The organism is Citromicrobium bathyomarinum, assembly GCF_038594485.1.
GTDB lineage: Bacteria > Pseudomonadota > Alphaproteobacteria > Sphingomonadales > Sphingomonadaceae > Alteriqipengyuania > Alteriqipengyuania bathyomarina_A.
In genome coordinates, this window is record NZ_JBCFZG010000008.1 from 162,419 (window position 1) to 186,699 (window position 24,281).

A 24,281-nucleotide genomic window follows, 5' to 3' on the forward strand; every position below is an offset into this window, starting at 1 on the left:
CCCCCTCACACAACCGTTCGCCCTGAGCTTGTCGAAGGGCCGTCTTTCACTTCGGGCACCGCGTTCAAGAAGAAGTGCGGTGCTTCGACAAGCTCAGCACGAGCGGCTTAGAGAGGCTTACCTTTGCTCAAGGAAATCAATTTCGACGGGATCATCGGCCCCTCGCACAATTATGCGGGGCTGAGCCTCGGCAATATCGCCAGCGCGACGCATCGCGGGCAGACGAGCTTCCCGCGCGAGGCCGCCTTGCAGGGGCTGGCCAAGATGCGCGGGAATATGAAGCGCGGGCTGCCGCAGGGCTTCCTCCTGCCACTGCCGCGCCCGAACCGTGATTTGATGCAGGCGCTCGCGCTCGATGGTACGGAAGACCCCGCGCTTGCTGCCGCGCCATGGTCTGCATCGAGCATGTGGACCGCCAATGCGGCGACCGTATCTCCTGCGCCCGATACCGATGACGCGCGCTGCCACCTGACGCCCGCGAACCTCGTAACGATGGTCCACCGCGCGCAGGAATGGCCCGATACCAAGCGCCAGCTCGACATCGCCTTCGCGAATCGCGACCATTTCGAAGTCCATAGCGCGGTCCCGCCGACCTTCGGCGACGAGGGCGCGGCGAACCACATGCGGCTGTGCGAGAGCCACGGGGGGCCGGGTGTCGAGGTGTTCGTCTACGGCAAGCCGGGCGGCAAATTCCCCGCCCGCCAGCACGAACAGGCAAGCCGTGCGGTGGCGCGGCTCCACGGTCTCGATTTCCAACGCTGCGTCTTCATCGAACAGAACCCCGAAGCGATCGAGGCGGGTGCGTTTCATAACGACGTCGTCGCCGTGGCGAACGAACGCGTGCTGTTCACCCACGCCCGCGCCTTTGCCGATCCGCAGGGCTCTTATGCAGCGCTACGAGAGGCCTTCCCCGCGCTCGAACTGGTCGAAGTGCCAGAAAGCGCGGTCAGCCTCGAAGAGGCGATTCGCACCTACCTGTTCAACGCGCAGCTCGTCACGCTGCCCGACGGCACGATGGCACTGATCGTGCCGAGCGAATGCCGCGACAGCGAAACCGTGTGGAACTTCTGCGAGAAGATGATCGCGGGCAACGGCCCGATCCGGCAGGTCATCCCGGTCGACGTGCGCCAGTCCATGGCCAATGGCGGCGGCCCCGCCTGCCTGCGGCTGCGCGTGGTGGCAGATCCGGCAACGGTCGATCCGCGCTTCCTGCTCGACGAGGCGAAGGCCGACCTGATCGAAAGCGTGATTGCGTCGCACTGGCCCGAGCGGATCGAGCCCGGGCAGATCGGCCATTCGCCCGAACTGGAACAGGCAATCTCTGCCGCCTGGATATCGCTGGTCCGCGCGCTCGATCTGGGCGAGCTGATCGACTGACGGCCCTTCGACGCGCCCAACACGGTTAACGCGCTGGCAACGCTGTCGGTTAAGCTTACACTCGGGCTCGGGTTAACCATAGCCTCCCGCAGTGATCCTCATCTGGCATGGGAATTGCGACCGGCTTGGCTCGCGCGCGTTAAGGAAGTCTCTGGAATGTTTCGCAAGATCGGCCGACTGTTCGTCATCAAGTCCCGCTTCGAAGCGTTCCTGATCATCTACGCGCTGGCGCTGGGTGCAACCGCACGCGGGGCGAACTACCTTCACGAATATCCCGGCTGGGGCGGCAAGCTGCTGTTCCTCGCCACCACCGGCGCGGTGTTCATGGCAGGGGCGAAGATCCTCGACTGCCTGAAGCACGAGAAGGCGGCGCGGGAGGCGCAGCGATAAGGTGCGCGATACCTGCGGACGAACGGGCTAGAACGCTTCGCCCCGTCGCATCTTCACGATGCAGGCATTGAGCTGGCTTGCGGCGGCGTCACTCCGCGACCCGAGCAGGTAGCTGTAATAGTGCTTGCCCCCGTGACTCAGCCGAATGCGTGCCGATTCACCCAGGATTTCGATAAACCGGCCCGTGACTATACTTTGGACCCAGCCCTCCTTGACGGGACCACGCAACTGATAACCGACGTAATCCTTGCCCGCGAACCGTCGGCCCGTGAATTCGATCGTCGGATCGGGGTTGTTGACGCCGGTGTAAAAACCGACCGTCATGGTGCTGTGGCCGTCGCTCCATGTGTCGGGGTCGTCCACGGCGATCACCAGGGACGTTTCGCCATCGGGCGAGACCCGCAAATCATACGCCGGTTCGCCTCGTTCGTATCGCCTCGCATAGCAATATCCGGCTTCGCTATTGTCGTCAACGACCCACCCGACGTTCGACGCCGGCGGTACGGGTGCGGCTGCCACCGCGAGCACGAGCAAAGAAAGCATTGCATCCCCCAAGATCAATGTTCGGCAGGAGCATATTGATGTCGACCTCGAATGCAAACACGCGGGCCTGCGCAGCCGCATCGGTCAGAGAGAGAGGGGATTGTGTTGCTAGGCACGCGCGCCCTCCCATCGGAGGCGAACACCGTTGCTCTTGGGGCCACACCAGCGTTGTTCCGCTGCTGAATCAGGTGGGGGATTCTGTTGCTAGGCTCCCCCGGGCCCCCGGTATCCGTTCTGTTGCCCGGTCGGTCCAACCGCGCTTTAGCTTTGTAAATTCAGGGCGTTAGCCCATCAAATTACGCAGCGAGAGCGAGTGCTTCGTTATCGTTGGCACTTGTGAAATAAGCTTTTTACGGAGTGCTCATTCCGGGCAAAAACGATGCTTTTCAACGCATGTCGATCCTGGTTCGGCCCCATCAGGAAGCCCGCCCCTCTCGCGTGAGGCCGGGCCTTTTGGTGGAGCCGCCGGGTACTGCCCCCGGGTCCATTGCGTCTATTATACACCGCAGTTTATCACCATAGCCGGCCGAAACCGGCACCGACCTATATAGGCGTTTGCAGCTTAATGTGAAGTGATCGGGGCCCGGGATTATCCAAAGATCGTCACCCCCGCGAAGGCGGGGGCCCAGCTCCTTGCGCCGGTACTGCACGTGCTTGGGTGATGGGTTCCCGCCTGCGCGGGAATGACGAAGGTGTGCTTTACCCCCGCTCCGCCTTCAGCTCGGCCAGAATTTTCTTCAGCACATCGAGTTGCGGATCGGTCGGCACGTCGTCGCTCTTCGAGCTGTCTTCCACCTCGGCCTGCTTGCGCTGCATTTCCTCGGTCACGCGGTTCACCCCGCGCACCAGCAGGAACAGCGCGAAGGCGACGATCAGGAAATTGATGATCGCGGTGAGCAGCGCGCCATAGCCGATCATCGCCACGCCAGCCTCTTTCAGCTGCTCATAATTGTCGAGCGCGCCGTCATAACCTTCGGGAATCGCGCCCAGCCGCCAGAACCAGTTGGAAAAGTCGATATCGCCGAACAGCCAGCCGATGATCGGCATCAGCACCGCATCGGTCAGCTGTTTCACGATACCGCTGAACGCCGCGCCGATCACTACGCCGACCGCCAGATCGATCACGTTGCCGCGCGCGATGAACTTCTTGAATTCCTTGAACACGAGCCGATGCCCCCAAAGCTTGCAGAATACCCTGCCGCGATCCTTGGCATAGCGCCGATTGCGAGACAATCGGTCGCACGAATCCTTGCGCGGCACGCTGCGTGTTGTATATTGGCAATACACCGTTTTCCGGAGGGATTATTCGATGGCGTTCCGCACTCTTTTCCGCTCGCTGCTGCTCATTCTGGGGCTCGTTTCCCTGAGCGCGTGCGGCATAAACTCGGTTCCGACGGCAGAGGAAAATGCCAAGGCCCGCTGGGCCGACGTGCAGAGCGCGTACCAGCGCCGCGCGGACCTGATTCCCAATCTCGTGAAAGTGGTGGGAGCCGCCGCTTCGTCCGAACAGGAAATCCTCACCCAGGTGGTGCAGGCCCGTGCCAGCGCCAGCCAAGTGCAGCTGACCACCGATGATCTGAACGATCCGGCCAAGGTCCAGCAGTTCGACCAGGCGCAGAGCCAGCTCGGCGGCGCGCTCAGCCGCCTACTGGTGACCGTCGAGAAGTATCCCGAGCTTAAAAGCCAGGCGCGCTTCGCCGACCTGATGACCCAGCTCGAAGGCTCGGAAAACCGTATCGAGGTTGCCCGCAATCGCTACAACGAAGCGGTGCAGGAGTATAACACCACGATCCGCACCTTCCCCGCGACCATCGCCGCCAACGTGATCTACGGGTCCAAGCCGATGCAGGGCTTCGAAGCCAAGGCAGGTGCCGAAGACGCGCCCGAGGTGAACTTCGACGATCTGGGCGGCGCGGCGAGCAATGCCGCCCCCGCGAACGACAACGCCGCGGCGGGCGCCGATCAGACTGGGGCCGCGACCGGCACCGATAATTGATCGGGCAGCGGATGCCTGCTCGCTTTGCTGCTTTCCTGACACTGCTGCTGGCTGCGCTGCTCGCGCTGCCGGCAGCGGCGCAGGACCTGCCGCCGCGCCCCGACGGGCCGGTGTACGACGGCGCGAACATGATCGACGCTGCCACCAAGGCGCAGCTCGACCAGAAGCTGCGCGCCTATAACAAGGAGACGGGGCGCGCGGTGATCGTTGCGACGGTGCCCAGCCTCGATGGCGAGACGATCGAAGGTTACGCGGTCAAGCTGTACGAGGATTGGGGCATTGGCGGCGAGAAGACCGACGAGGGCGCGCTGCTGCTGGTCGCCAAGGAAGAGCGCAAGATCCGGATCGAGGTCGGCTATGGATCGACCCCGACGCTGACCGACGCAATGTCTGGCCGGATCATCCGCGACACGATCACCCCTGCTTTCAAGAAGGGCGACTTCTCTGCCGGAATCGCCGCGGGCGTCGACCGGATGATCGAGGCGATGAATATGGACCCGGCGACCGCCAAGGCCATTGCGGAGGCGGAAGCCGCCGCCAAGGCTCAGGGTGGTGACGAGGTGACTGGGGCGACGATCGGCGGAGCGGTCGTCTGGCTGCTGCTTATCTTCGCCTTCATTGCCATCTTCGGCCGGGGCAAGCGCGGACGCAGGCGGCGTCGCTACGGCGCGGGCAGCGCGGTGGGCGATGTCCTGCTGTGGACCGCGATCAACTCCGCTCTCAACTCGGGCGACCACGGCGGTGGCGGCTGGGGTGGCGGTGGAGGCGGCGGAGGCGGTGGCTTCGGCGGCTTTGGCGGTGGCATGTCCGGCGGCGGCGGCGCGAGCGGAGGTTGGTGATGCGCATTACCGAAGCCGACAATGAGATCGTCACAAAAGCCGTCGCAGAGGCCGAGCTGAAAACCTCGGGCGAGATCGTTACGGTCGTCGCGCAGTCCTCCGACGGATATACCGACGTCGCGCTGGCGATTGCGGCTTTCCTTGCCTTCACCAAACTGGTCTCGATGGCCTTCCTGTCGGACGTGACGATCGGCATTGCCGACACGCTGACCGGCGGCTGGAACACCGAATGGACGCCCGCCGCGCTGTTCGGCATCGCCAGCGCCGTGGGCATCGCGACCTTCCTGATCGTGTTCGCGATCCTGTGCATTCCGGCGGTCCGTTTCGCGCTCATTCCCGGGCGGGTGAAGACCTTGCGCGTGGAAGACGCCGCGATCCGGCATTTCAAGGTGGGGGCCGAACGCCGCACGCATGGCCGCACCGGCGTGCTCATCTACGTCTCTCTGAAAGAACACCGCGCGCAAATCGTCGCGGACGAAGCAATTGCCGCCAAGGTCGAGCCCGAAGTGTGGGGCGCTGCGATGGTGGACATGCTTCAGGAGATCAAACAGGGTCAGCTGGGTGCCGGGATTGCGGCAGGCGTGCGCGACGTTGGCGAGATTCTTGCGCCCCATTTCCCGCGCGCGGACGACGACCAGAACGAGCTGCCCGACCGGCTGATCCAGCTTTGATGGCCTGCGGAAACTGAAGCTTCCCTGCCCGAGGGGGGGGGCCGGGGGTGCGGGTTCGACCTCACGGCCCCGAGTACACCCATCCCCAACCCCTTCCCTCAAGGGAAGGGGCTAAGTAGGGCAGACCAAAATGAGCTACCCCCCCGATCACGACGCGCCCGAACAGATCCGTTGGCAGGGCAAATACATCACCGCGAAGCAACGCGGCCGCTGGGAGTATGCCAGCCGCTCGCGCGGTATCCGCGCCGCCGCGATCATTGCCATAGACGACGGCCACGTAATTCTGGTCGAACAGTACCGCGTACCGCTTGGCCGCCGCTGCATCGAGATTCCCGCCGGGCTGGTCGGCGACGATGATGGCGCAGCGGACGAAAGCGCCATTACCGCCGCTCATCGCGAGCTGGAGGAAGAAACCGGCTACAAGGCGGCGAAGATCACCGATCTGGGCGAGTTCTTCTCCAGCCCAGGCATGGTGTCCGAAGGGTTCTCGCTGCTACGCGCCGAAGGGCTGACCAAGGTCGGCGAAGGCGGTGGCACCGACGGCGAGGACATCACGGTTCACCGCGTCCCGCTGGCGGGAATCTCCGAATTCGTCGATGCGAAACGCGCGGAAGGGGTTGCGGTGGACGTGCGCATCGCCATGCTGCTGATGACACAAAAGATCGGAGAGAACGGATGGCTGGACGGGTAGCGGGCAAGCGCGCGCTGGTAACAGGCGCGGCGCAAGGGCTCGGCGCGCAGGCGGCGACAACGCTGGCGCGCGAGGGCGCGAAGGTGCTGTGCACCGATATCAATGGCGCGGGCGCGCAGGCGACTGCGGATGCAATCAACGAGGAGCTGGGCGCAGGCACAGCATTCGCGCTGGCGCATGACGTGACCGACCCCGATCAGTGGGACGCGGCGATTGCGATGGCGGACGACAAGCTCGGCGGGCTCAGCATCCTGCTCAACAATGCTGGCATCGGGGTGCGCGGGAATATCGAGACCTGCACACTGGAAGAATGGCGGCGCGGCTTCGCGGTCAATGTCGATAGCGTGTTCCTCGGCTGCCAGAAGGCGCTGCCGCTGATGAAGGACAATCAGCCCGGCTCGATCGTCAACATCAGCTCCATCGCGGGGCTGATCGCGAGCGACACCATGCCCGGCTACAATGCCAGCAAGGCGGCGGTGTGGATGCTGTCGAAGTCGGTCGCGCTCTATTGCGCGAAGATGGGCTGGAATATCCGCTGCAACTCGATCCACCCGACCTTTGTCGATACGCCCATTCTGGACGGGATCGGCAAGAACGCCGGGCTCGACAAGGAAGTGGTGATGGGCAAGCTGGCGCGTCAGATCCCGCTCGGGCGGGTGGGCAAGCCGCAGGAAATCGCCGATGGCGTGCTGTTTCTGGCAAGCGATGAGAGCAGCTTCATGACCGCGGCGGAGCTGCGGCTCGACGGCGGCATTTCCGCGATGTGATCGTTTTGGAAGAGAGGTGTGCGGCGGGGGCGCGACCTTGCGGTCTTGCTGCGCCCCCCGCAATCCGATCCGGGTCTGCGATGCCCGGTCGGGAGGGTTGGCAGGCGTAAGAGCCTAGTCGGCGATCGCCCAGATGATCAGGTAGACCAGCAGCAGCGATCCGGCGAGGAAGATCGTCGAGAGGGCCCAGGCGATGCGGACCATCGTCACGTCCCACCCGAAGGTTTTGGCGATCCCGGCGCACACGCCGCCGATCTGGGCATGCTGCTTGTCGAGGCGGAAGGTCCGCTCGGGCAGCGTGGAGCGGTTTTCGGTATCGATCTGGCTCATGCGACCATCCTTGCACTGTCGACCATCACGGGGACGATCGCGAAGGCGAAAGCGAAGCCGGTGAAGGTGAGCGCACCTACGGCAGCGAGCAGGTTGCGAGCGAAGGAATGCATGTCGATTAACTCCGGTAATTGGGGCGGCCGATGCCGCGTCGATGGGGAAGGATCAGGCGATGACCAGGCCGTTGGGGCTGGCAGGCACGATGGCGGTGGCGAAGAACACGGCCGAGACGGCAACTGCGAAAGCAGCGGCGAACAGGCGGGTGCGAAGGTCGTTGGTGTTGGTCATTTTCTTGTCTCCAGTAACTCTCCAGGGGACCATCCCGCCGGACACGACATACATTGCAGGAGCCGTGCCAGTTTGAAGAAACGGGAGTTTTCCGCCGTTTCTGGGCTAGCATTTCCCGAACGACTTGTTCACCAATCCGAAAGCTTGGGAATTTTCACCACTTCTTGGATGGGACATTTCCGCGCCGCCGCACTGGCGGGCCCTTGCCCCTGCCGCTAGTCACCGGGCAAAGGCCTTTTCGCATGGCGCTCGACCGCATTTCACTTCAGGATTTCCGCAATCACGCCGCGACCGCGCTCGATGGGACGGCGCAATTCAACCTGCTCGTGGGTGCGAATGGCGCGGGCAAGACCAACGTGCTCGAAGCACTCTCGCTGCTCGCACCGGGTCGTGGCCTGCGCCGCGCGAAGCTGCCCGAGATGGCGCGCAATGGCGGGACGGGGGGCTTTGCCATCGGCGCCGAGGTCCACGCGCTCGACGCACCCGAACCGGTGCGGCTGGGGACATCGGTAGAGCCTGCGCGCCCCACCCGCCGCCGCGTGCGGATCAATGGCGCGGAGGCAAGCGCGCTGGGACTGTCCGAATGGCTTTCAGTGCGCTGGCTGACCCCGGCGATGGATGGCTTGTTCACCGACAGTGCGGGCGCACGCAGGCGCTTCGTTGACCGGCTCGTACTCGCGACCATCCCCGGCCACGCGACGATTGCCAACCGCTACGAAGCGGCGCTGCGCGAGCGCAACCGGCTGCTGGCCGACGAGCTCGCGCCCGATCCGCGCTGGCTCGACGCTCTGGAAGCAAAACTGGCGGAGCACGGCGCCGCACTCGCCGCCAACCGCCGCCAGCTGATCGAACGCCTCGACGCAGCGCTGCTCGCGCAGGACGACACACACTTCCCACGGCCCACGCTGGCGCTCGAACCTGTGGGCCCGGAAGAACGCGACGCGCTGGCTAAGGCGCTGCACGGCAACCGGGGGGCTGACAGGCGCGCCGGGCGCACCCTTATCGGGCCGCACAGGATGGAGCTAGCGGTCACGCTGGCGAGCAAGGGCGTGGCTGCGGCGCATTCCTCCACCGGCGAGCAGAAGGCGATGCTGATCGCGATCGTGCTGGCCCACGGCAGCCTGGCGGCAAAGGATCGCGCGGGCGTGCTGCTGCTGGATGAAGTGGCCGCGCATCTCGACCCCGACCGGCGCGCCGCGCTGTTCGACCGGATCGAGGCGAATGGCGAACAGGTCTGGATGACGGGCACCGAGCGCGCGCCCTTCGACGCGATCCTGGCGCGCGCTGCGGTATGGGACGTGTCGGGCGGAACGCTACGCCGGATATAGGCCCCGCTCGCGCTCGCCGGGCAGGCGGGGCGTCATGCGCTTACGCGAAAGTCTCCGCCGTGAAATCGTCCTTCGGGCTCGGGCCGTACTCGTTCTCGCCCGGTGAGCCGTCGAGGAACATGAAGATCAGCAACACGAACCCGCCGAACGGTATGAAGTTGATGAGCAACCACCACCCCGACTTGTCCTGATCGTGGAGCCGGCGGATTGTCACCGCGAGATTGGGTATCACCAGGCGGAGCCAGAGGATAGCAAACGGAATGGTCAGGATATCGAGCAGGGCGGTCTGCTCACCGGGATCGGTCGCCGCGCCGACGGCAACCAGCGGAAGCGCCAGGAGGAAGAACAGGATCCACTGACCCAGCTGGAACATCCAGTGTTCCATCCTGCGCGATCGGCCCAGGAAATCGGCATAGCGCTTGAGCGGCAAAAACATCCACTACATCTTGAAACCCCCATGTCCCACGTCGCTTTGGCGCGAGCCGCCTCCCCCCGACAATCCCTGGAATAGGACACATTCCCGCACCGGCGGCACGCGCCTTTGCTTCGCCGAGTACACAAAAAAAGGGGGCCCCGCAGGGCCCCCTTCGCATTGGTACGTCCGGTTCTGAGGATCAGAACTTGAAGCGTGCCATCGCGCCGTAGGTGCGCGGCGCGCTGGGGTAGCCCGAGACCGTGCCGGCCTGCGCCACGCTATCGAACACCGTGATGATGTACTGGTCGTTGAGCAGGTTGCGCGCCCACACGCCGAACTCCAGCCCCATGTCGAGCGACACGGTGGCCGAGGCGTTCACCAGGTTCACTTCACGCATGAAGTTGTTCGGCCCGAAGGTCGGCAGGCCGTTGTTGATCTTGGTGTTGCTCTCGTGGCTGTAGTCGACGCGCGTGAGCAGCTGGTTGCCCGCGCCGAAGTCGAGGATGTGCGTCAGCGACGTCGCCAGAGCCCACTCGGGGATACCCGCCGGGCGCTGACCGGTCAGGTCGCCGACCGGGCTGTTGACGAAGCTATCGTACACCGGATCGAGGTAGGTCGCCGCAAAGGTGTAGACCAGCGACGGAACCGGAGTGACGGTCGAGCTGAATTCGAAGCCCTTGACCGACTGCTGACCAGCATTGGCCAGCGTGAAGCCCGTGCCCGTGAAGGTGAAGCTCTGGAAGCCCTTGATGGTCTGGTCGAACAGCGCGAGGTTGAAGTTCAGCCCCGGCCAGTTGGCCTTCAGACCCAGCTCGTAAACCTCGGCGTTTTCCGGACCCGCAAAGCGCGAACCGGTGGTGAGGTTGACCGTCGCCAGCCCCGCATCGGTGATCGGCGAAGACGGCGCAGCGAAGTTCGAGCGAACCGGACCCGGCGTGTAGTCGGCTGCCAGCGGCTTGGAATCGCGCGACAGGTTGACCGAGCTCGCCTTGAAGCCGGTCGCGTAGCTGGCGTAGACGTTGATGTTCGGCGAAACCTCGTAGGCCACCCGCGCCAGGTAGGTGAACTTGTCGTCGCGCGTCTTGCCGTCTTCGACCGAGTTGGGAACGTCGAGGAAGGGCGGCTGGAACTGGAACGGCGTCAGACCCAGCAGCGGGTTGGCCGCACTGGTCGCCGCGCCCAGAAGTGCCGCCTGGTTGGCAGCGGGCAGCGCCTGGAACTGAGCCCGGGTAGTGACCGTGCCGCCCGAAGCGAGCGTGATGAACGCATCGACGACGTTGATGTTCGACAGCGGATCGTAGGCCTGGCCGGAGAGCGCGAAGTCCTTCTTGTCGTCGGTGTAGTTGAAGCCACCGGTGAACACGAGGCCGTCGATCGGCTCGAAGTCGACCGTGCCGAACACGGAGACCGCTTCGTTGCTCATCGAATAGTCTTCAGCCGTCAGCGGACCGGCTGCGAAGATGCTGTTCTGCTGCACGCCGAACGGCGCGAGCGCGGCCTCGACCGTGTTGAAGGTGAAGGTCGGGTCGCCGGTCGCCGCGCGCGCCAGCAGCGTGAAGAAGTTGCGCGAGTCCGCACCCGTCGTCAGCCCGCTGATCTGGTTCACGTCTTCGTTGAAGTAGAACCCGCCGAGCAGGAAGTTGATCGGGCCGTCGAAGTCCGACGCGATCCGCAGTTCCTGCGTGAAGGTGTTGACCTTCTGGTCGCGCGTTTCACGAACGATGTCGGCGCTGGTGAAGTCGACGTCCTGATCGACGAAGTTCTTCAGCTCGCGATAGGCGGTGATCGAGGTGATGCCGATCGAACCGCGATCCCAGTCGACCTGGACGGAGCCGCCGTAGTTGTCGACCTTGTTGATCGGTTCCTGGTTCAGGTACGTGTCGTAGCTGAAGAAATCGGTGCTGAGGCCACCGCCCACGCCGACGATGGCAGCAGCCGAAGGCCCGGCGACCAGCGTGCTGACGACGCAGCAGACTTCGTCGATCTTCGAATAATCGGCGATCGCGCGGATCTTCAGGTCGGCAGTCGGCTCGATCAGCAGCTGGCCGCGTGCGCTCCAGCGGTTGCGATCGGAGATATCCTTGCCGAGGTTGACGATCTCGCCATACCCGTCGCGGCGGTTGTAGCTGCCGTCGAGGGAGAAGGCCATGCCTTCGCCGATCGGGCCGGTAATGTCGCCCTTCACGGTGACGGCATTGTAATTGCCGTAAGTCGCTTCGACCGAACCGCCGAATTCATACTGCGGCTCGCGCGTGACGACCGAGATCACACCGGCCGACGCATTTTTGCCGAACAGCGTGGATTGCGGGCCGTTGAGCACTTCGATGCGCTGCACGTTGGCAAGGTCGTTGAGCGACGAGGCCGAGCGCGAACGGAACACGCCGTCGATGAACACGCCGACCGAAGGCTCGATCCCGAAGTTGTTGTCGCCGTTGCCGAAGCCGCGGATGATGAAGGTCGATGACGAAGAGTTCTGCAGCTGGCTGACGCGCAGCGAAGGAGCGACCGTCTGCAGGTCGAGCACGTCGCGGATCTGCGCCTGCTCCAGCGTCTCGCCGCTGGTCACGCTGACCGAAACCGGGGTTTCCTGAAGCGTCTGTTCGCGCTTGGTCGCGGTGACCACGATGGTATTGGAGGCTGCCAGTTCGTCCGCGAGGTCTTCCTCGGTCGCCTGCGCATCCGTTTCGCTCTGGGCATGAGCGACTGCGGGCAACGCCAGCGCGGCCACCCCGGCAAACAGCGCAGTACGCGAAAACCCGGCCAGGCCGGAGAACTTATTAGCCATCAGGTGCATCCTCTCTCAGTGATCCCGTGCGCAGTCTTTGCGCTTAATGTGCCGTCAATAAACCGTGGCTGGCACTCGCTCAACCGCGAAAATGAGGGAAACCGCAGGCTACGGGCCGATCTGTTGCCAAAACGGCACATTCGTATGCGGCCGATTACGCATGCCGTAGCGGAATGGTACATCTCTCGGTCGACTCGTGATGTGTTGCAGCGCAGCAGGCTGACCGCTAAGGGCATCGCGAAAGCGTCTGGCGGTCGTTCGCCAGGCACCTCCCTTCTCCTCTCCCCGAAAGCAGCAACACCCGTGTCCCTACGCAATATCGCGATCATCGCCCACGTCGACCATGGCAAGACCACGCTGGTCGACCAGCTCTTCCGCCAGTCCGGCACCTTCCGCGAGAACCAGCGCGTCGAAGAGCGCGCCATGGACTCCGGCGACCTCGAAAAGGAACGCGGGATCACCATCCTCGCCAAGTGCACCAGCGTGGAGTGGGAGCATGAGGGCGAGACCACCCGGATCAACATCGTCGACACCCCCGGCCACGCCGACTTCGGCGGCGAGGTGGAACGCATCCTCTCCATGGTCGACGGCGTGATCCTGCTGGTCGATAGTGCCGAAGGCCCGATGCCGCAGACCAAGTTCGTCACCGGCAAGGCGCTGGCGCTGGGCCTGCGCCCCATCGTGGTGGTCAACAAGATCGACCGCGCCGACGCGCGCCCGCAGGAAGTGCTGGACGAAGTGTTCGACCTGTTCGCCAATCTCGACGCGAACGACGAGCAGCTCGAATTCCCCAGCCTGTGGGCCTCGGGCCGCGACGGTTATGCGAGCGAGGACGAGAACGCGCGCGAAGGCGACCTCCAGCCGCTGTTCAAGCTGATCGTCGACCACGTGCCGCCCCCCGGCCTCGACACCGAAGGCCCGTTCGCCTTCCTCGCCACGCTGCTCGACCGCGACAATTTCATGGGCCGCGTGCTCACCGGCCGCGTCCAGCAGGGCAAGATCAAGGTCAACGACCCGATCCACGCGCTCGACCGCGACGGCAAAGTGATCGAAGTCGGCCGCGCAACCAAGCTGATGAGCTTCGACGGGCTCGAGCGTGTACCGGTCGACAGCGCGCAGGCGGGCGACATCATCGCGATGGCCGGCCTCGAAAAGGCGACCGTCGCCAACACCATCGCCGACCCGGCGGTGAAGGAACCGATCGCCGCGCAGCCGATCGACCCGCCCACGCTCGCGATGCGCTTTGCCGTCAACGACAGCCCGCTTGCCGGGCGCGAGGGCGACAAGGTGACCAGCCGCATGATCCGCGACCGCCTGATGCGGGAAGCGGAAACCAACGTCGCCATCCGCGTGACCGAAGCCGACGACAAGGACAGCTTCGAAGTCGCGGGCCGCGGCGAACTGCAGCTGGGCGTGCTGATCGAAACGATGCGCCGCGAAGGCTTCGAGCTCGGCATTTCGCGCCCGCGCGTGCTGTTCAAGGAAGAGAACGGCCAGCGGCAGGAGCCGTACGAAACCGTCGTGATCGACGTGGACGACGAATTCTCCGGCACGGTCGTCGAGAAGATGCAGCGCCGCAAGGCCGAGCTGACCGAGATGCGCCCCTCGGGCCAGGGCAAGACGCGCATCACCTTCTCCGCGCCGAGCCGCGGCCTGATCGGCTATCACGGCGAATTCCTGTCCGACACGCGCGGCACGGGGATCATGAACCGGTTGTTCGAGAAATACGACGCCTACAAGGGCCCGATCGAAGGCCGCCAGAACGGCGTGCTGATCTCGATGGTGCCGGGCGAGGCCGTGCCCTACGCGCTCAACGCGCTGGAGGACCGCGGCGAGCTGTTCATCGGCGGCGGCGCGAAGATCTACGAAGGCATGATCATCGGCGAGAACGCCAAGCCCGACGATCTTGAAGTCAACCCGATGAAGTCGAAGCAGCTGACCAACTTCCGCTCGACCGGCAAGGACGACGCCATCCGCCTCACCCCGCCGCGCGTGATGACGCTGGAACAGGCGATCGCCTATATCGACGACGACGAGATGGTCGAAGTCACCCCCCAGAACATCCGCCTGCGCAAACGCCACCTCGACCCCCACGAGCGCAAGCGCCACAAGCGCAAGATGGACGCGTAAGCCATCTCAGGCGGAGGCTTCGGCCTCCGCCAAACCCTACTAGCATTCGTCACCACGGACTTGATCCGGGGTCCAGCAATCTTCCTCCTTTGGGAGGGGCGCGGCAACCTCCTGGGCGCCAACAATGGGTTTGGCTACTCCGGCAGGAAACCGAGTTCGAACACCATCGGCCTTAGTTTGTCGGATAGGCTCGCATAGGCTGTACGGAACGGTTCGAAATCGGTCAGTTCAGCCTCGCCGTTGGCTTCCAGCGCACGGCGGACTTGATACCAGCCCGCATCGGGACGGTTGAGCTTGAACTCATCCCTGATTTTGCGCGGGAACGGCGTCGCGTGGAAGCGCGCCCACAGCTTCCGGCCTTCATCCATCACCGCCTTCGCCTCCGGCGACAAATCAAGGTCTGAAATGTAGCGAGCCATAAAATCGGACTCGAAGCGTCCCTTCGCGCCCACCTCGGCCTCGGTGAATGGGATGAAATGGTTGACGAGGCTCCAGACCCGGTCATCCCATTGGAGCCCATCCGCGCCAGCAGACAAATTGCTACCGTTGAATAGCATCCAGACGAGGCAGTCAGATTTGAATTCTTCCGTCAGCGGCTCTGAGGGTTGGAGGAATTGATCTCGATCGTTTAGCCAAGTTGGTTTTATGAGGCGGCGGACGGCGAATACCACAGCGGCCTGCCAAAGGTTTTCGGGTGTGACGAAGAAACCGCGTGCGCTGCCATAACCCGATGAGAATAACATCGTTTTTGATCCTGCATTCTGCAAGTCATTACCGGCGCAATTCAACCAACCAACTGCATCGTCAGACCAGCGAAGACCGCGCAAGTCTTTCGTTGCTGTTGCGGGTGTGATTGCATTTTTCAGCGGAACAACTTCGGACGAATTCGAGCGAGGTCGAAAGACCCATTCCGTCAATAGTTTCTCTTTATCATAATTAAGATAGATCTTTTCCCCAATAGACCTTCCATTACGATCCAGAACCTCCCCCTCAACCGTATCTATCGCTATTTGCTTACTCGTATCCCAAATGAAGAAGCCTATCGGAAAATCACCGATCAATCCGTCAAAAGCCCTATTATGTAGTGAAAATCCACCTAGATACCTTGCCTTCCACTCCTTTCTAAACTCCCTAAGAGTGGGTGCACTGACATACTTCAATGTGCTGAATATCGCCAACTTTGCATTACGAATTTCGCGGTGAATTCTAGCAATAAACTGAGTGTATAGATCGTTGCTTGCCTTTCCGTACTCCGACATCCCAGAATTGGCGAATTTCGTATTTGCAACTCCCGCTTTATTATGTCCGCCACCAGTCGCAACGGCCAATCCGCCACCCGTGGCTTCACCGTATGGCGGATTGATTAGCACCAGGATCGGCTTTGCGCCCTCCTTCCCTTCCCGCGCATCCTTTATTGCCTGACGCAGGGTCTCCGGGATCTTATTAGAAAGATCGTAATCAATCTCACCAAAGTCAGTGATGTCATCGTTCAGATAGTCGTACTGGAAGATTTCAGCCCCGGCGAAGGCCGGGTTCGATTTCATGATTTTCACATCAGCTTCATCGAGCGTGGACATGAATACGTTGCGCAGGTTGGAGTGCTTTGCCTCCAAGTTGCCGACCCCGGCACACATATCCCACACCCAATAGCGATCCTGCCATTTTGCCCCAAGGGCGGCTTTCAGCTCGTCATAGGCTTTATCGACGATATGTAGCGGCGTATAGTAAGCGCCTTTGAACTTTTGTTCGTCCAGCGGCAGTAAGCTGTCGCGCCGTTCCAACAGGTAATGGCGATGTTTTTCCTCTGGCGGGCGATGATAGATAGCCCAGAAGTTCTGGTAGCCCCGCTTGCTCGCTAGTTCATATGTCTTGCCATCGAGCAGGAACGTGGGGCCGGCGGCCGTCATAAGCATCCGCGCGGACAGGTTATGCATATATTCGTTGGTGCCATCATGCATGATATCGGCAAAGAACAGCACGGCATAGTTGGCCTCGTTTTGGACACCTAGCTCCGTGCCGATCATGTCGACCCATCGGTCGAAAACCTGCCGCAAGTTGTCTGGCGTGATTGGAGTTCGAATGATTCGACGATCGCGGATGGCATCCTTTACTGCCGATACAAACGCAGCTTCATCGTGCTCAATATCGTATTCGACGATATGAGCCTGAACGTAAGGAGCAATCTGAGCGGCAAGTTTCCGGTCCGCTCCCGAACCGGACTTGGGCCAATTGATGCTCTTGTCTGCGAGTAGGTCGACCGCCTTCTCGGTCTGCATCAGGGCGGCTTTCTCGCGATCGATCACAGCCAAGAATGCAGGAATTGGCTCGCCACGCCTTTTTGCTGCACGCACATAGAAGAATAGCTGAGCGAACATTACGATGGTCGGCGCTGGCGTATCTTTTGCCTCGAACCAGACCTCTTCAGTCTGAATGTCGACCAGGCCTTTAAAATAGGACTTGAGCCCGAGCGCCTTGATGTAGGCGTCTTTCACGTCTTCCTCAGTCCGAGCTCGAGCTAGAGCGTCAATCAGTTTCATGTCAGTTCGCCCCTCCATTCAGTCGGTCTTAGCGCAGCGGACTCGCGCGACAACCCGATGATTTTCCTACTCCCCCGCCTGCGCGCTATACCCGGCAGCGCGCTTTCGCGCTCCGGCTCTTTCTTCTCGTTCGCGTCTTCTTCCTCGCTCGCGCGGTGATCTAGCGGCTCGATCAGTCGCGCCTTACTGATCGAGGGGATTTCAACCCCAGGACACTGTGTCAGGTGTGTCAGGCCGCGCTCCCGCGCGTGCGGCGGCGATGGGCGTGCGTGCGGTTTCGCCACAATGCACACCCTATCCGACCGGGGGCGTGCCCGGCGCTTGCCAGAATCGCTCCTGCGCTGACAGTATGCTCCCCGGGTCGTCAAAGCGGAGGGGATTCGCTGCGATGAAATATGCTCTGTCGGGGTTCGGTGCCGCTTTGGCCGTTGCGCTGCTTGTCGCGCTGGTGGCCTCGCCCGGCCTGGCGCAGTGGTTCGCCGAACACGCCGCGCCCGGTATCGCGCCCGCCTCCGCGCGGGCCATCTCGCCCGACGCCTCCGACGCACCGGCCTACGCGGCGCTCGATCCGCGCACGTGGGCGGCGGGCAGCTGGTGGCTGATCCTAGCCTTCGCAGGCTTCGCGATGCTGGGCGCGGGGATGATGGCGCTGGCGTGGGTCGTCTCGACGCTCGGGGACCCGCCGCCGCCCGATCCCAAGGCGAAGCGGCGCAAGAAGGCGCAGACGCTGATCGACGCGGTCGCCCGGCGCGGCGACCTGACCACGGGCGAGAAGGAGAGCTTCGAGAGCAGCGCGATCGCGCTTGCCGAGGCGGACGACCCGACCTCGATCCGCGCGGCGGACCTGGTGGGTGCGGGCGACGCGGTGACGGCGGCGCGCGGGCTGGCGGCGGAGGCGGAGAACGACTTCCTCCAGCTGCTGCGCCATGCGGTGAACATCGCGCTGCCCTTCTCCGACAAGACCGCGAAGACGATCGACACCCGGCGCGATCACTTCGCCGGGATCGATACGCTGGTGAAGGATCTGGAGGCCTGCAAGGATCTTCGCGAGAGCCTGTGCAAATGCTGCAAGTGCGGCGCGAAGCTCGACACGGCGTGCACCTGCGGGGGCGACGAGTGCGAGCATTGCTGCTGCGAGGCGTGCCGCGCGGACGACCCGCCCAAGGCGCATCGCGCACGGGTCGACATGGCGTGGGACTAGACCGCACGATGGGCCTGAATGCGGTGCGTCGCGGCGTCTTCGGGGCAACGGTGGCCAAATCGGTTAAGAGACGTTAGGCAGCAGCGCCATGCAGACAGGGGTACTCATTTCGCTCGCCGCCTATTTCGTGCTCATGCTCGGGATCGGCCTGTTCGCCTGGAAGAAGTCGACCGACACTTCCGAAGGCTACCTCCTCGCCGGGCGCGGGCTGTCACCGGGGGTCGCGGCGCTTTCCGCCGGGGCGTCCGACATGTCGGGCTGGCTGCTGCTGGGCCTGCCCGGTGCGCTGTATGCCAGCGGGCTGGTCGAGGCGTGGATCGGCATCGGGCTGTTCGTGGGCGCGGTGCTCAACTGGACGATCGTCGCCCCCCGCCTGCGCGAACAGACAGAGCGGATGGGCAATGCGCTGACCATTCCGGAATTCATGGCCAACCGCTTCCCCAGCCGCGCGGTCGCGCTGCGGGTGGTCTCCGCGATCGTCATCGTGGTGTTCTTCATGGTCTATTCGGCCGCCGGCCTCGTGGGTGGCGGCAAGCTGTTCGAAACCGCCTTCCCCGCGCTGCTGCCCGATATCGGGGTCAGCGACTACATGATGGGCGTGTGGCTGACTGCGCTGGTGGTGCTCGCTTACACGATGATCGGCGGGTTCCTGGCGGTAAGCCTGACCGATTTCGTGCAGGGCGTGATCATGCTGCTGGCGCTGGTCGTCATGCCGCTGGTCGTGATGTTCGGCCCGGGGGGGAGCGCGGGCGACAGCCTGACCGAAGTCCAGCCCGGCTTCCTGAGCCTGACCAACGGTCTGACCGCGGTCGGCTGGCTGAGTGCGGTGACCTGGGGCCTGGGCTATTTCGGGCAACCGCACATCATCGTGCGCTTCATGGCGATCCGCAGCCTTCCCGAGGTGGCGACGGCGCGCAATATCGGGCTGGTGTGGATGTTCGTGTGCCTCATCGGATCGCTCGGCATCGGGCTCGCCGGTCGTGCCTATGCGGACCGCAACGGCATCGTGGTCGACGATCCGGAGACGATCTTCATCGTGCTGGCCGACCTGTTGTTCCACCCGCTGGTGACGGGCTTCCTGCTCGCCGCCCTGCTGGCCGCGATCATGAGCACGATCTCGTCGCAGCTGCTGGTTTCCTCCAGCTCGCTGACCGAGGATTTCTACCGCCTGTTCCTGCGCCGCGACGCAAGCGAGCGCGAGGCGGTGAACGTCGGGCGGATCAGCGTGCTTGTCGTGGCGCTGGCCGCGATCTTCGTTGCGAGCGATCCGGAGAGCGAAGTGCTCGGCCTCGTCTCCAACGCATGGGCCGGCTTCGGTGCCGCGTTCGGTCCGCTGATCCTGCTCGGCCTGACCTGGCCGCGGATGACCGGCACCGGCGCGCTCGCCGGGTTGATCGTCGGCGCGGCGACGGTCGGCTTCTGGATCGCGCAAGGCTGGAACGCCGCGTTCATGGGCGGGCCCGGCGTGTACGAGATCATCCCCGGCTTCATCGCAGCGACGATCGCGACCGTGCTGGTCAGCCTCGCGACCCGGACCGAAGATCTCGATCGCTACGCCGTCTCGGCCGACTAGCGCTCCGTCAGGACGAAGTCTGCGATCGCCTCTGCCAAACCGGGGGCAAGCGGCAGATCGGGGTTTCCGTAGCTGGCGATGTTGGCCGCACGGTCAGCCGGTGGCACCTGCTTGAGCACGTGGTTGACCCCGTCGAGCAGCACCAGGGTGGCGTCGGGCCGCGCTCCAGCCAGCGCTTCGGCGTCGGCGGCGGGCGTTTGCAGGTCCTCGCGCCCGTTGACGATCAGCACTGGCAGATCGTGCGCGGCGATCAGTTCGGCAGGCTCCTGGCGCAACATGCTGCCGACGAAGCCTTGCACCTGCGGCCCGAACAGCGGGATGAGGCCCGGATGCATCGCGTCCAGCGGCACGCTCTCGCCCGCCTTCAGCTTCGCAATGATGGCATCCACCTGCGGCATGATCGGTGCGTTGGCAGGGTTCGCGGCCAGCTGCGCGCGCATCACATCTCCCGTATTCACCCCCGGTGTCGCCACCAGCAGCAGCCCGCAATAGCGCGCGGGGTCCTTCGCCGCGGCCGCCATTGAGATGATGCCGCCTTCGCTATGGCCGAGCAGCCACACGCACTCGCCGCCGGTGCGCGCAGAGATCGTCTCGGCCCAGCTTTCGATGTCGGAGACATAGTCGCCCACGATGACGTCATTGGCGTCGGGCACCGCGCCCGCGCTGCCGAACATGCCGCGCTTGTCGATCCGAACGGACGCAATGCCGCGTTGGGCGAGCGCGTCGGCCAGCAGTTTGTAGCTTTGTGCCGCAATGCCGAGCGGGCTGTTGCCGTCGCGGTCGGTCGGTCCGGAGCCGGGCACGATGAGGATCGCGGGCGTACCCTCGGCAAGCGTGCCTGCGATGCTCCCTGCAAGATCACCGTGCAGGCCAGGATGGGTTGTCACGATATCCGCTTGCACGGTCTTCTCCTGAGCGGCGGCGGGTGCTGCCATCGGCGCGGTACAGGCGAGCGCGAGAGCGAATGTCCGCAATGCTCGCATGTCAGGCCTCACGATCGCGACGATGACCGCGCTGCCAGACACGCCAGCTGTAAACGGTAGGCAGGACCGCCGCGATAAGGACGCTGGCGAGGACTATCGTCAATCGCGCGGGGCCGGGCATCGGGATGATTCCGGCAAGGATGATCACGATTCCAGAGAGCATGAACAGCTTGCCGCCCAGTCGATGCGTCGCGATCCAGGTGTCGGCGTCGATGATCGTCCACGGCGTGCGAATCCCGACGAAGAACCCGGGTCGCGATTTGGGCAGCATGTTGCCAAGCACCACGAACAGCAGCCCGACCAGCACGAGCACTGCACCTGCGCCCACATCGAGCCCGAAGATCGGCGCGGCGATGATGCCTTGCAGCGCGATCATCAAAGCCACGGTGCCGAGCCACGTCGCGCGCAAGAGCGGCGCAGAGCCCGCCATCCGGTCCTGCAAGGGCTCGATCGATGGAATAATCGCGAAGACCAGCCCCAGGAACAGCGTGACCCCCGCCGGGATCAGCAACGCGGTCAGCGCGGGCGCGGTGCGATCGACCTCACCTTGCATGTTCCAGTGGGTCGGCAGCTCCATGCCGGGAGGTGCCGTGCCAGCAGCCCACAGCGCGAACCCCGCCATCAGCACGACGATCAAGAGGTTGACCGCCAGGATCGACTTTACCTTCATTCGGGCAACTCCTTCTTGCCAAGCGCCGGGAGATCTACGCCATCCTCGCGTGCCAGCCCCATTCGGCCCATGAAGCCGTGCAATGCTTCTTCGAGGGTCGACATGTTAAGCGTGTAGACGATCGCCCCCCGGCGGTTCTCGCCCTGGATCAGTCCCGCCTCCTTCAGCTTTGCGAAATGGCCCGACATGGTCGGCTTGGAGACAGGGAAATGATCGGCGATTTCGCCCGCGGTCATGCCCCCGCCCTTCAGCAGTTCCAGCACTTCACGCCGAATGGGATGGGACAGAGCATCGAACACCTTGTTCATAGGTATTTAGCTAATTACCTAAGGCGATTTCGTCAAGTCCTGTCGCATGCCGTATGCACGATACGGGAGATTGGTTTAGGGTGCGGCCAGCGGCGAGTCTGCTGGGAGTGAGACAGAAATGGCAAAAGTGACCGGACTGGGCGGCGTGTTCTACGTCGCAGCCGACCCTGCGGCGACGCGGCAGTGGTACGAGGATGTGCTGGGCCTGAGGGGCGACTACGGCCCGCAACTCGCGTGGTCGGAAGAGACACACGCTGCCCCCTACTCGCTGATCAGCCATTTCAAGGACGACGAGTACATCCGGCCCGGCAAGGGCGGCTTCATGATCAACCTGAGGGTCGACGATTGCGATGCGATGGTCGAACAGTTGAAAGCCAAGGGTGTCGAGATCGTCGGCCAGGTCGACGAAGGCTATGGTAAGTTCGCGTGGCTGCTCGATCCCAACGGGGTGAAGATCGAGCTGTGGGAACAGGGCGAAGCGCCCGACGAGGCCTGACCGCGCCGATCCCCTCTCCCCCCTCGCGCCAGCTGTGGTATAAGGTGCCGGGGTTGCGCTGTCGGGGGAGTTCTGCCGATGATCTTTTCACGTCTGCTGCCACGTGCCGTGATTCTCGCTGCTGCGGGCTTCCTGCTCGCCAGCCCGATCGCGGCGAACGATTCCGAGGCCGAGATCGGCCTTGGCGGGATCGAGCTCAAACCTTCGAGCGCTTTGCGGATGCTCAAGGAAGACCTCTACGTTTCGGCCGATCTGGTGCGGGTCGATTACGTGTTCGAGAACCCGACAGACGAATATATCACCACCACGATCGCCTTCCCCATGCCCTCGCAACCGCGCGGACTGGCGGCGCGCGACATGTATTACGACAATACCGAAAACTGGTCGGGGTTCGATTTCGCCACCCATGTGGACGGGCGACCGCTGCGCTTGCAGCAGCTCGACCGGGCGATGATCGGCGATCGCGACGTGACCGATGCCGTTGCAGAGCGTGGCTGGCCGATGGCCTGGGCTTACGCCGACGAACTCAATCCCTTCGCGTCGCTATCCGAAACAGAGCGGGAGGCGCTGGTGACCGAAGGCTGGGCTGTGCGCGATCCGCTGTTCGGCAACGAGGCGGTGCCGGCTTGGGATAAGGTGACCTACTTCGTGCGCGAGCAGACCTTCGAACCCAACAGCACAGTCGCGGTGCGGCACGAATATGTGCCGCTGGTCGGTGGCAGCGCAGGCAGCGCCCTCTACCCTCAATATCGCAGCGAAGATGCGGACAGCATCCTGGCCGAGTATCGCACGAAATACTGCCTCGACGACGGTATCGTCGCCGGGATCGACCGGCGAGTCGCCAACCCGGGCGGGGATGAAGAAATGCAGACCTACATGGGCGAGACCTGGCTGAACTACGTCCTTTCTTCGGGCGCGAACTGGGACGGACCGATCCGCGATTTCCGGCTGGTGGTCGACAAGGGATCGCCCGACAATCTCGTCAGCTTCTGCATGGACGGCGTGAAAAAGATCGGCCCGACGCAGTTCGAGGTGGTGAAGAAAGACTTCGAGCCGACCCGCGACCTCGAGGTGCTGATCGTCAGTTTCTTCCGCTACGACTGAAACGCCTGGAAATTGGGCTGGCCGTTCGACGCGCTGACCCCGCCATCCACGGGCAGGTTCACGCCGGTGACATGGCGCGCATCTTCGCTGGCGAGGAAGGCGACGACCGCCGCAACATCCTCCGGTTCGCCCGCCCGGCCGAGCGGGATGCGGCGCAGGAAGGCGTCGAACAACTCGTCGTTATCACGAATGTCCTCGCTCATCTCGGTTTTGGTCATCGACGGGCACACCGCGTTTACGCGGATGCCCTGCGCGCCCAGTTGCAGCGCGAGGCCGCGAGTGAGATTCGTCACCGCGCCCTTGCTCGCGTTATAGATCGGCATGGTCCAGTCGCCGCCGGTGCCAGAGACGCTGGAGGTATTCACGATGCTGCCACCGCCGGGCGCCTCGCTCTTCGCGAGATGCGGGATCGCCGCGCGGCACAGGTACATGACGCCTTTGACGTTGATGTCGATCACTGCGTCGATGTCCTCGTCACTCGCCTCGGCCAGTGGACCCGCCGTTGCCGTACCTGCGTTGTTGACCAGGCAATCGAGCCCGCCGAACCGCTTAACAGCACGCTCGACCAGATTTTTGGCGAAGGCTGCGTCGGATACGTCGCCCTCGACGATCATGGTGCGCGCTTCGTCCATTTCGCTGGCGACGCTTTCCAGATCGTCGCGGCTGCGGCTGTTGAGCACCACATTGGCGCCCTCTTGCGCGAAGCGGCGGGCGATGGCCGCGCCAATCCCCTTGGAGGAGCCGGTGACGATCACGGTGCGGTCGGTAAAGCGTTGCATAGGTTCCTCTTTTTAAATGCCTCACCCTCGCAATGGGCGGGCCGTGGGTATGTTTCCAGGCGAGCAGTCTTAGGGCGGTG

24 protein-coding genes and 1 other RNA gene are annotated in these 24,281 nt (G+C 63.5%); 13 read left to right on the top strand and 12 right to left on the bottom strand.

Translation table 11 applies throughout. The features are described from left to right. The first annotated feature begins 123 nt into the window (after nt 1-123). On the top strand, nt 124-1,377 hold the full coding sequence (locus tag AAG591_RS13600) for an N-succinylarginine dihydrolase (protein ID WP_342531936.1): 1,254 nt from the start codon (nt 124-126) through the stop codon (nt 1,375-1,377). Nucleotides 1,378-1,533: 156 nt separating this feature from the next. Further along, nucleotides 1,534-1,767, top strand: a complete 234-nt coding sequence (locus AAG591_RS13605) for a hypothetical protein (protein ID WP_342531937.1) — start codon at nt 1,534-1,536, stop codon at nt 1,765-1,767. A gap of 27 nt (nt 1,768-1,794) precedes the next feature. Here the strand turns inward: AAG591_RS13605 and AAG591_RS13610 are convergent, their stop codons facing one another. From AAG591_RS13610 to mscL, 3 genes are all read right to left on the bottom strand, one after another. Beyond that, nucleotides 1,795-2,310, bottom strand: a complete 516-nt coding sequence (locus AAG591_RS13610; protein WP_342531938.1) for a hypothetical protein — start codon at nt 2,308-2,310, stop codon at nt 1,795-1,797. 223 nt (nt 2,311-2,533) lie between these two features. Further along, nucleotides 2,534-2,886, bottom strand: a transfer-messenger RNA (tmRNA) gene (ssrA, locus tag AAG591_RS13615). Nucleotides 2,887-3,009: 123 nt separating this feature from the next. Continuing rightward, on the bottom strand, nt 3,010-3,474 hold the full coding sequence (gene mscL / locus AAG591_RS13620) for a large conductance mechanosensitive channel protein MscL (protein ID WP_342532291.1): 465 nt from the start codon (nt 3,472-3,474) through the stop codon (nt 3,010-3,012). Nucleotides 3,475-3,619: 145 nt separating this feature from the next. Between mscL and AAG591_RS13625 the strand changes: the two genes are divergently transcribed. From AAG591_RS13625 to AAG591_RS13645, 5 genes are all read left to right on the top strand, one after another. Then, nucleotides 3,620-4,306, top strand: coding sequence for a LemA family protein (locus tag AAG591_RS13625; RefSeq protein WP_342531939.1), 687 nt, complete (start codon nt 3,620-3,622; stop codon nt 4,304-4,306). Between the two features lie 11 nt (nt 4,307-4,317). Next, nucleotides 4,318-5,145: a TPM domain-containing protein gene (locus AAG591_RS13630; protein ID WP_342531940.1), complete on the top strand. Its 828-nt coding sequence runs from the start codon at nt 4,318-4,320 to the stop codon at nt 5,143-5,145. Next, nucleotides 5,145-5,816 carry a TPM domain-containing protein gene (locus tag AAG591_RS13635; RefSeq protein WP_342531942.1) on the top strand — a complete coding sequence of 224 codons (672 nt, stop codon included), beginning with the start codon at nt 5,145-5,147 and terminating at the stop codon, nt 5,814-5,816. The genes AAG591_RS13630 and AAG591_RS13635 overlap by 1 nt, the downstream gene beginning before the upstream one ends. Nucleotides 5,817-5,946: 130 nt before the next feature. Beyond that, entirely contained in the window at nt 5,947-6,507 is a 561-nt protein-coding gene (locus AAG591_RS13640) for an NUDIX hydrolase (RefSeq protein ID WP_342531943.1), read from the top strand. Next, entirely contained in the window at nt 6,492-7,274 is a 783-nt protein-coding gene (locus tag AAG591_RS13645; protein ID WP_342531945.1) for an SDR family oxidoreductase, read from the top strand. The genes AAG591_RS13640 and AAG591_RS13645 overlap by 16 nt, the downstream gene beginning before the upstream one ends. A 114-nt stretch (nt 7,275-7,388) precedes the next feature. Here AAG591_RS13645 and AAG591_RS13650 read toward each other — a convergent pair whose 3' ends face one another. Further along, nucleotides 7,389-7,604 carry a PspC domain-containing protein gene (locus AAG591_RS13650; protein WP_342531947.1) on the bottom strand — a complete coding sequence of 72 codons (216 nt, stop codon included), beginning with the start codon at nt 7,602-7,604 and terminating at the stop codon, nt 7,389-7,391. A 165-nt stretch (nt 7,605-7,769) separates the two neighbouring features. Beyond that, a complete protein-coding gene (locus tag AAG591_RS13655; RefSeq protein ID WP_342531949.1) occupies nt 7,770-7,892 on the bottom strand; it encodes an enoyl-CoA hydratase in 123 nt (40 codons plus the stop codon). A 242-nt stretch (nt 7,893-8,134) separates the two neighbouring features. On the opposite strand from AAG591_RS13655, the gene recF reads away from it, so the two are divergent. Beyond that, nucleotides 8,135-9,220 carry a DNA replication/repair protein RecF gene (gene recF, locus AAG591_RS13660; protein WP_342531950.1) on the top strand — a complete coding sequence of 362 codons (1,086 nt, stop codon included), beginning with the start codon at nt 8,135-8,137 and terminating at the stop codon, nt 9,218-9,220. Nucleotides 9,221-9,260: 40 nt separating this feature from the next. Here recF and AAG591_RS13665 read toward each other — a convergent pair whose 3' ends face one another. Further along, entirely contained in the window at nt 9,261-9,656 is a 396-nt protein-coding gene (locus tag AAG591_RS13665; RefSeq protein ID WP_342531952.1) for a DUF805 domain-containing protein, read from the bottom strand. Nucleotides 9,657-9,834: 178 nt separating this feature from the next. After that, entirely contained in the window at nt 9,835-12,420 is a 2,586-nt protein-coding gene (locus tag AAG591_RS13670) for a TonB-dependent receptor (protein WP_342531954.1), read from the bottom strand. A 303-nt stretch (nt 12,421-12,723) separates the two neighbouring features. Here AAG591_RS13670 and typA point away from each other — a divergent pair, with 303 nt between their 5' ends. Further along, nucleotides 12,724-14,550, top strand: a complete 1,827-nt coding sequence (gene typA / locus AAG591_RS13675) for a translational GTPase TypA (protein ID WP_342531956.1) — start codon at nt 12,724-12,726, stop codon at nt 14,548-14,550. 134 nt (nt 14,551-14,684) lie between these two features. Here typA and AAG591_RS13680 read toward each other — a convergent pair whose 3' ends face one another. Next, nucleotides 14,685-17,042 (bottom strand): hypothetical protein, encoded by a 2,358-nt coding sequence (locus AAG591_RS13680; protein ID WP_342531958.1) that lies wholly within the window; start codon nt 17,040-17,042, stop codon nt 14,685-14,687. 433 nt (nt 17,043-17,475) lie between these two features. On the opposite strand from AAG591_RS13680, the gene AAG591_RS13685 reads away from it, so the two are divergent. Together AAG591_RS13685 and putP are read left to right on the top strand one after the other, a co-directional pair. Then, nucleotides 17,476-18,288 (top strand): hypothetical protein, encoded by an 813-nt coding sequence (locus AAG591_RS13685; RefSeq protein WP_342531960.1) that lies wholly within the window; start codon nt 17,476-17,478, stop codon nt 18,286-18,288. 88 nt (nt 18,289-18,376) lie between these two features. Next, complete coding sequence (gene putP, locus AAG591_RS13690; protein ID WP_342531962.1) at nt 18,377-19,861, top strand: sodium/proline symporter PutP; 1,485 nt, start codon at nt 18,377-18,379, stop codon at nt 19,859-19,861. Here the strand turns inward: putP and AAG591_RS13695 are convergent. From AAG591_RS13695 to AAG591_RS13705, 3 genes are read right to left on the bottom strand one after another with little or no spacing between them, the layout of a single operon-like run. Further along, nucleotides 19,858-20,796: an alpha/beta hydrolase gene (locus AAG591_RS13695; protein WP_342531964.1), complete on the bottom strand. Its 939-nt coding sequence runs from the start codon at nt 20,794-20,796 to the stop codon at nt 19,858-19,860. The two genes, putP and AAG591_RS13695, sit on opposite strands and share 4 nt — an antisense overlap. Nucleotides 20,797-20,845: 49 nt before the next feature. Continuing rightward, entirely contained in the window at nt 20,846-21,514 is a 669-nt protein-coding gene (locus AAG591_RS13700; RefSeq protein ID WP_342531966.1) for an SdpI family protein, read from the bottom strand. Beyond that, a complete protein-coding gene (locus AAG591_RS13705; RefSeq protein ID WP_342531968.1) occupies nt 21,511-21,822 on the bottom strand; it encodes a metalloregulator ArsR/SmtB family transcription factor in 312 nt (103 codons plus the stop codon). The genes AAG591_RS13700 and AAG591_RS13705 overlap by 4 nt, the downstream gene beginning before the upstream one ends. 118 nt (nt 21,823-21,940) lie before the next feature. Here AAG591_RS13705 and AAG591_RS13710 point away from each other — a divergent pair, with 118 nt between their 5' ends. Together AAG591_RS13710 and AAG591_RS13715 are read left to right on the top strand one after the other, a co-directional pair. Beyond that, a complete protein-coding gene (locus AAG591_RS13710) occupies nt 21,941-22,318 on the top strand; it encodes a VOC family protein (protein ID WP_342531970.1) in 378 nt (125 codons plus the stop codon). Nucleotides 22,319-22,396: 78 nt separating this feature from the next. Beyond that, on the top strand, nt 22,397-23,422 hold the full coding sequence (locus AAG591_RS13715) for a DUF4424 family protein (protein ID WP_342531972.1): 1,026 nt from the start codon (nt 22,397-22,399) through the stop codon (nt 23,420-23,422). On the opposite strand, the gene budC is transcribed toward AAG591_RS13715, so the two are convergent. Beyond that, nucleotides 23,413-24,201: a meso-2,3-butanediol dehydrogenase gene (budC, locus tag AAG591_RS13720; protein ID WP_342531974.1), complete on the bottom strand. Its 789-nt coding sequence runs from the start codon at nt 24,199-24,201 to the stop codon at nt 23,413-23,415. The two genes, AAG591_RS13715 and budC, sit on opposite strands and share 10 nt — an antisense overlap. Between the last annotated feature and the right edge of the window lie 80 nt (nt 24,202-24,281).

Excerpts from the sequence above, each read along its gene's own strand:
- AAG591_RS13605 (WP_342531937.1), top strand. The coding sequence starts at position 1,534 with ATGTTTCGCAAGATCGGCCGACTGTTCGTCATCAAGTCCCGCTTCGAA.
- AAG591_RS13700 (WP_342531966.1), bottom strand. The coding sequence starts at position 21,514 with ATGAAGGTAAAGTCGATCCTGGCGGTCAACCTCTTGATCGTCGTGCTG.
- AAG591_RS13650 (WP_342531947.1), bottom strand. The coding sequence starts at position 7,604 with ATGAGCCAGATCGATACCGAAAACCGCTCCACGCTGCCCGAGCGGACC.
- putP (WP_342531962.1), top strand. The coding sequence starts at position 18,377 with ATGCAGACAGGGGTACTCATTTCGCTCGCCGCCTATTTCGTGCTCATG.
- AAG591_RS13630 (WP_342531940.1), top strand. The coding sequence starts at position 4,318 with ATGCCTGCTCGCTTTGCTGCTTTCCTGACACTGCTGCTGGCTGCGCTG.
- AAG591_RS13635 (WP_342531942.1), top strand. The coding sequence starts at position 5,145 with ATGCGCATTACCGAAGCCGACAATGAGATCGTCACAAAAGCCGTCGCA.
- AAG591_RS13670 (WP_342531954.1), bottom strand. The coding sequence starts at position 12,420 with ATGGCTAATAAGTTCTCCGGCCTGGCCGGGTTTTCGCGTACTGCGCTG.
- AAG591_RS13645 (WP_342531945.1), top strand. The coding sequence starts at position 6,492 with ATGGCTGGACGGGTAGCGGGCAAGCGCGCGCTGGTAACAGGCGCGGCG.
- recF (WP_342531950.1), top strand. The coding sequence starts at position 8,135 with ATGGCGCTCGACCGCATTTCACTTCAGGATTTCCGCAATCACGCCGCG.
- AAG591_RS13640 (WP_342531943.1), top strand. The coding sequence starts at position 5,947 with ATGAGCTACCCCCCCGATCACGACGCGCCCGAACAGATCCGTTGGCAG.
- AAG591_RS13610 (WP_342531938.1), bottom strand. The coding sequence starts at position 2,310 with ATGCTTTCTTTGCTCGTGCTCGCGGTGGCAGCCGCACCCGTACCGCCG.
- budC (WP_342531974.1), bottom strand. The coding sequence starts at position 24,201 with ATGCAACGCTTTACCGACCGCACCGTGATCGTCACCGGCTCCTCCAAG.
- AAG591_RS13665 (WP_342531952.1), bottom strand. The coding sequence starts at position 9,656 with ATGTTTTTGCCGCTCAAGCGCTATGCCGATTTCCTGGGCCGATCGCGC.
- AAG591_RS13685 (WP_342531960.1), top strand. The coding sequence starts at position 17,476 with ATGAAATATGCTCTGTCGGGGTTCGGTGCCGCTTTGGCCGTTGCGCTG.
- AAG591_RS13695 (WP_342531964.1), bottom strand. The coding sequence starts at position 20,796 with ATGGCAGCACCCGCCGCCGCTCAGGAGAAGACCGTGCAAGCGGATATC.
- AAG591_RS13625 (WP_342531939.1), top strand. The coding sequence starts at position 3,620 with ATGGCGTTCCGCACTCTTTTCCGCTCGCTGCTGCTCATTCTGGGGCTC.
- AAG591_RS13655 (WP_342531949.1), bottom strand. The coding sequence starts at position 7,892 with ATGACCAACACCAACGACCTTCGCACCCGCCTGTTCGCCGCTGCTTTC.
- AAG591_RS13705 (WP_342531968.1), bottom strand. The coding sequence starts at position 21,822 with ATGAACAAGGTGTTCGATGCTCTGTCCCATCCCATTCGGCGTGAAGTG.
- AAG591_RS13715 (WP_342531972.1), top strand. The coding sequence starts at position 22,397 with ATGATCTTTTCACGTCTGCTGCCACGTGCCGTGATTCTCGCTGCTGCG.
- AAG591_RS13710 (WP_342531970.1), top strand. The coding sequence starts at position 21,941 with ATGGCAAAAGTGACCGGACTGGGCGGCGTGTTCTACGTCGCAGCCGAC.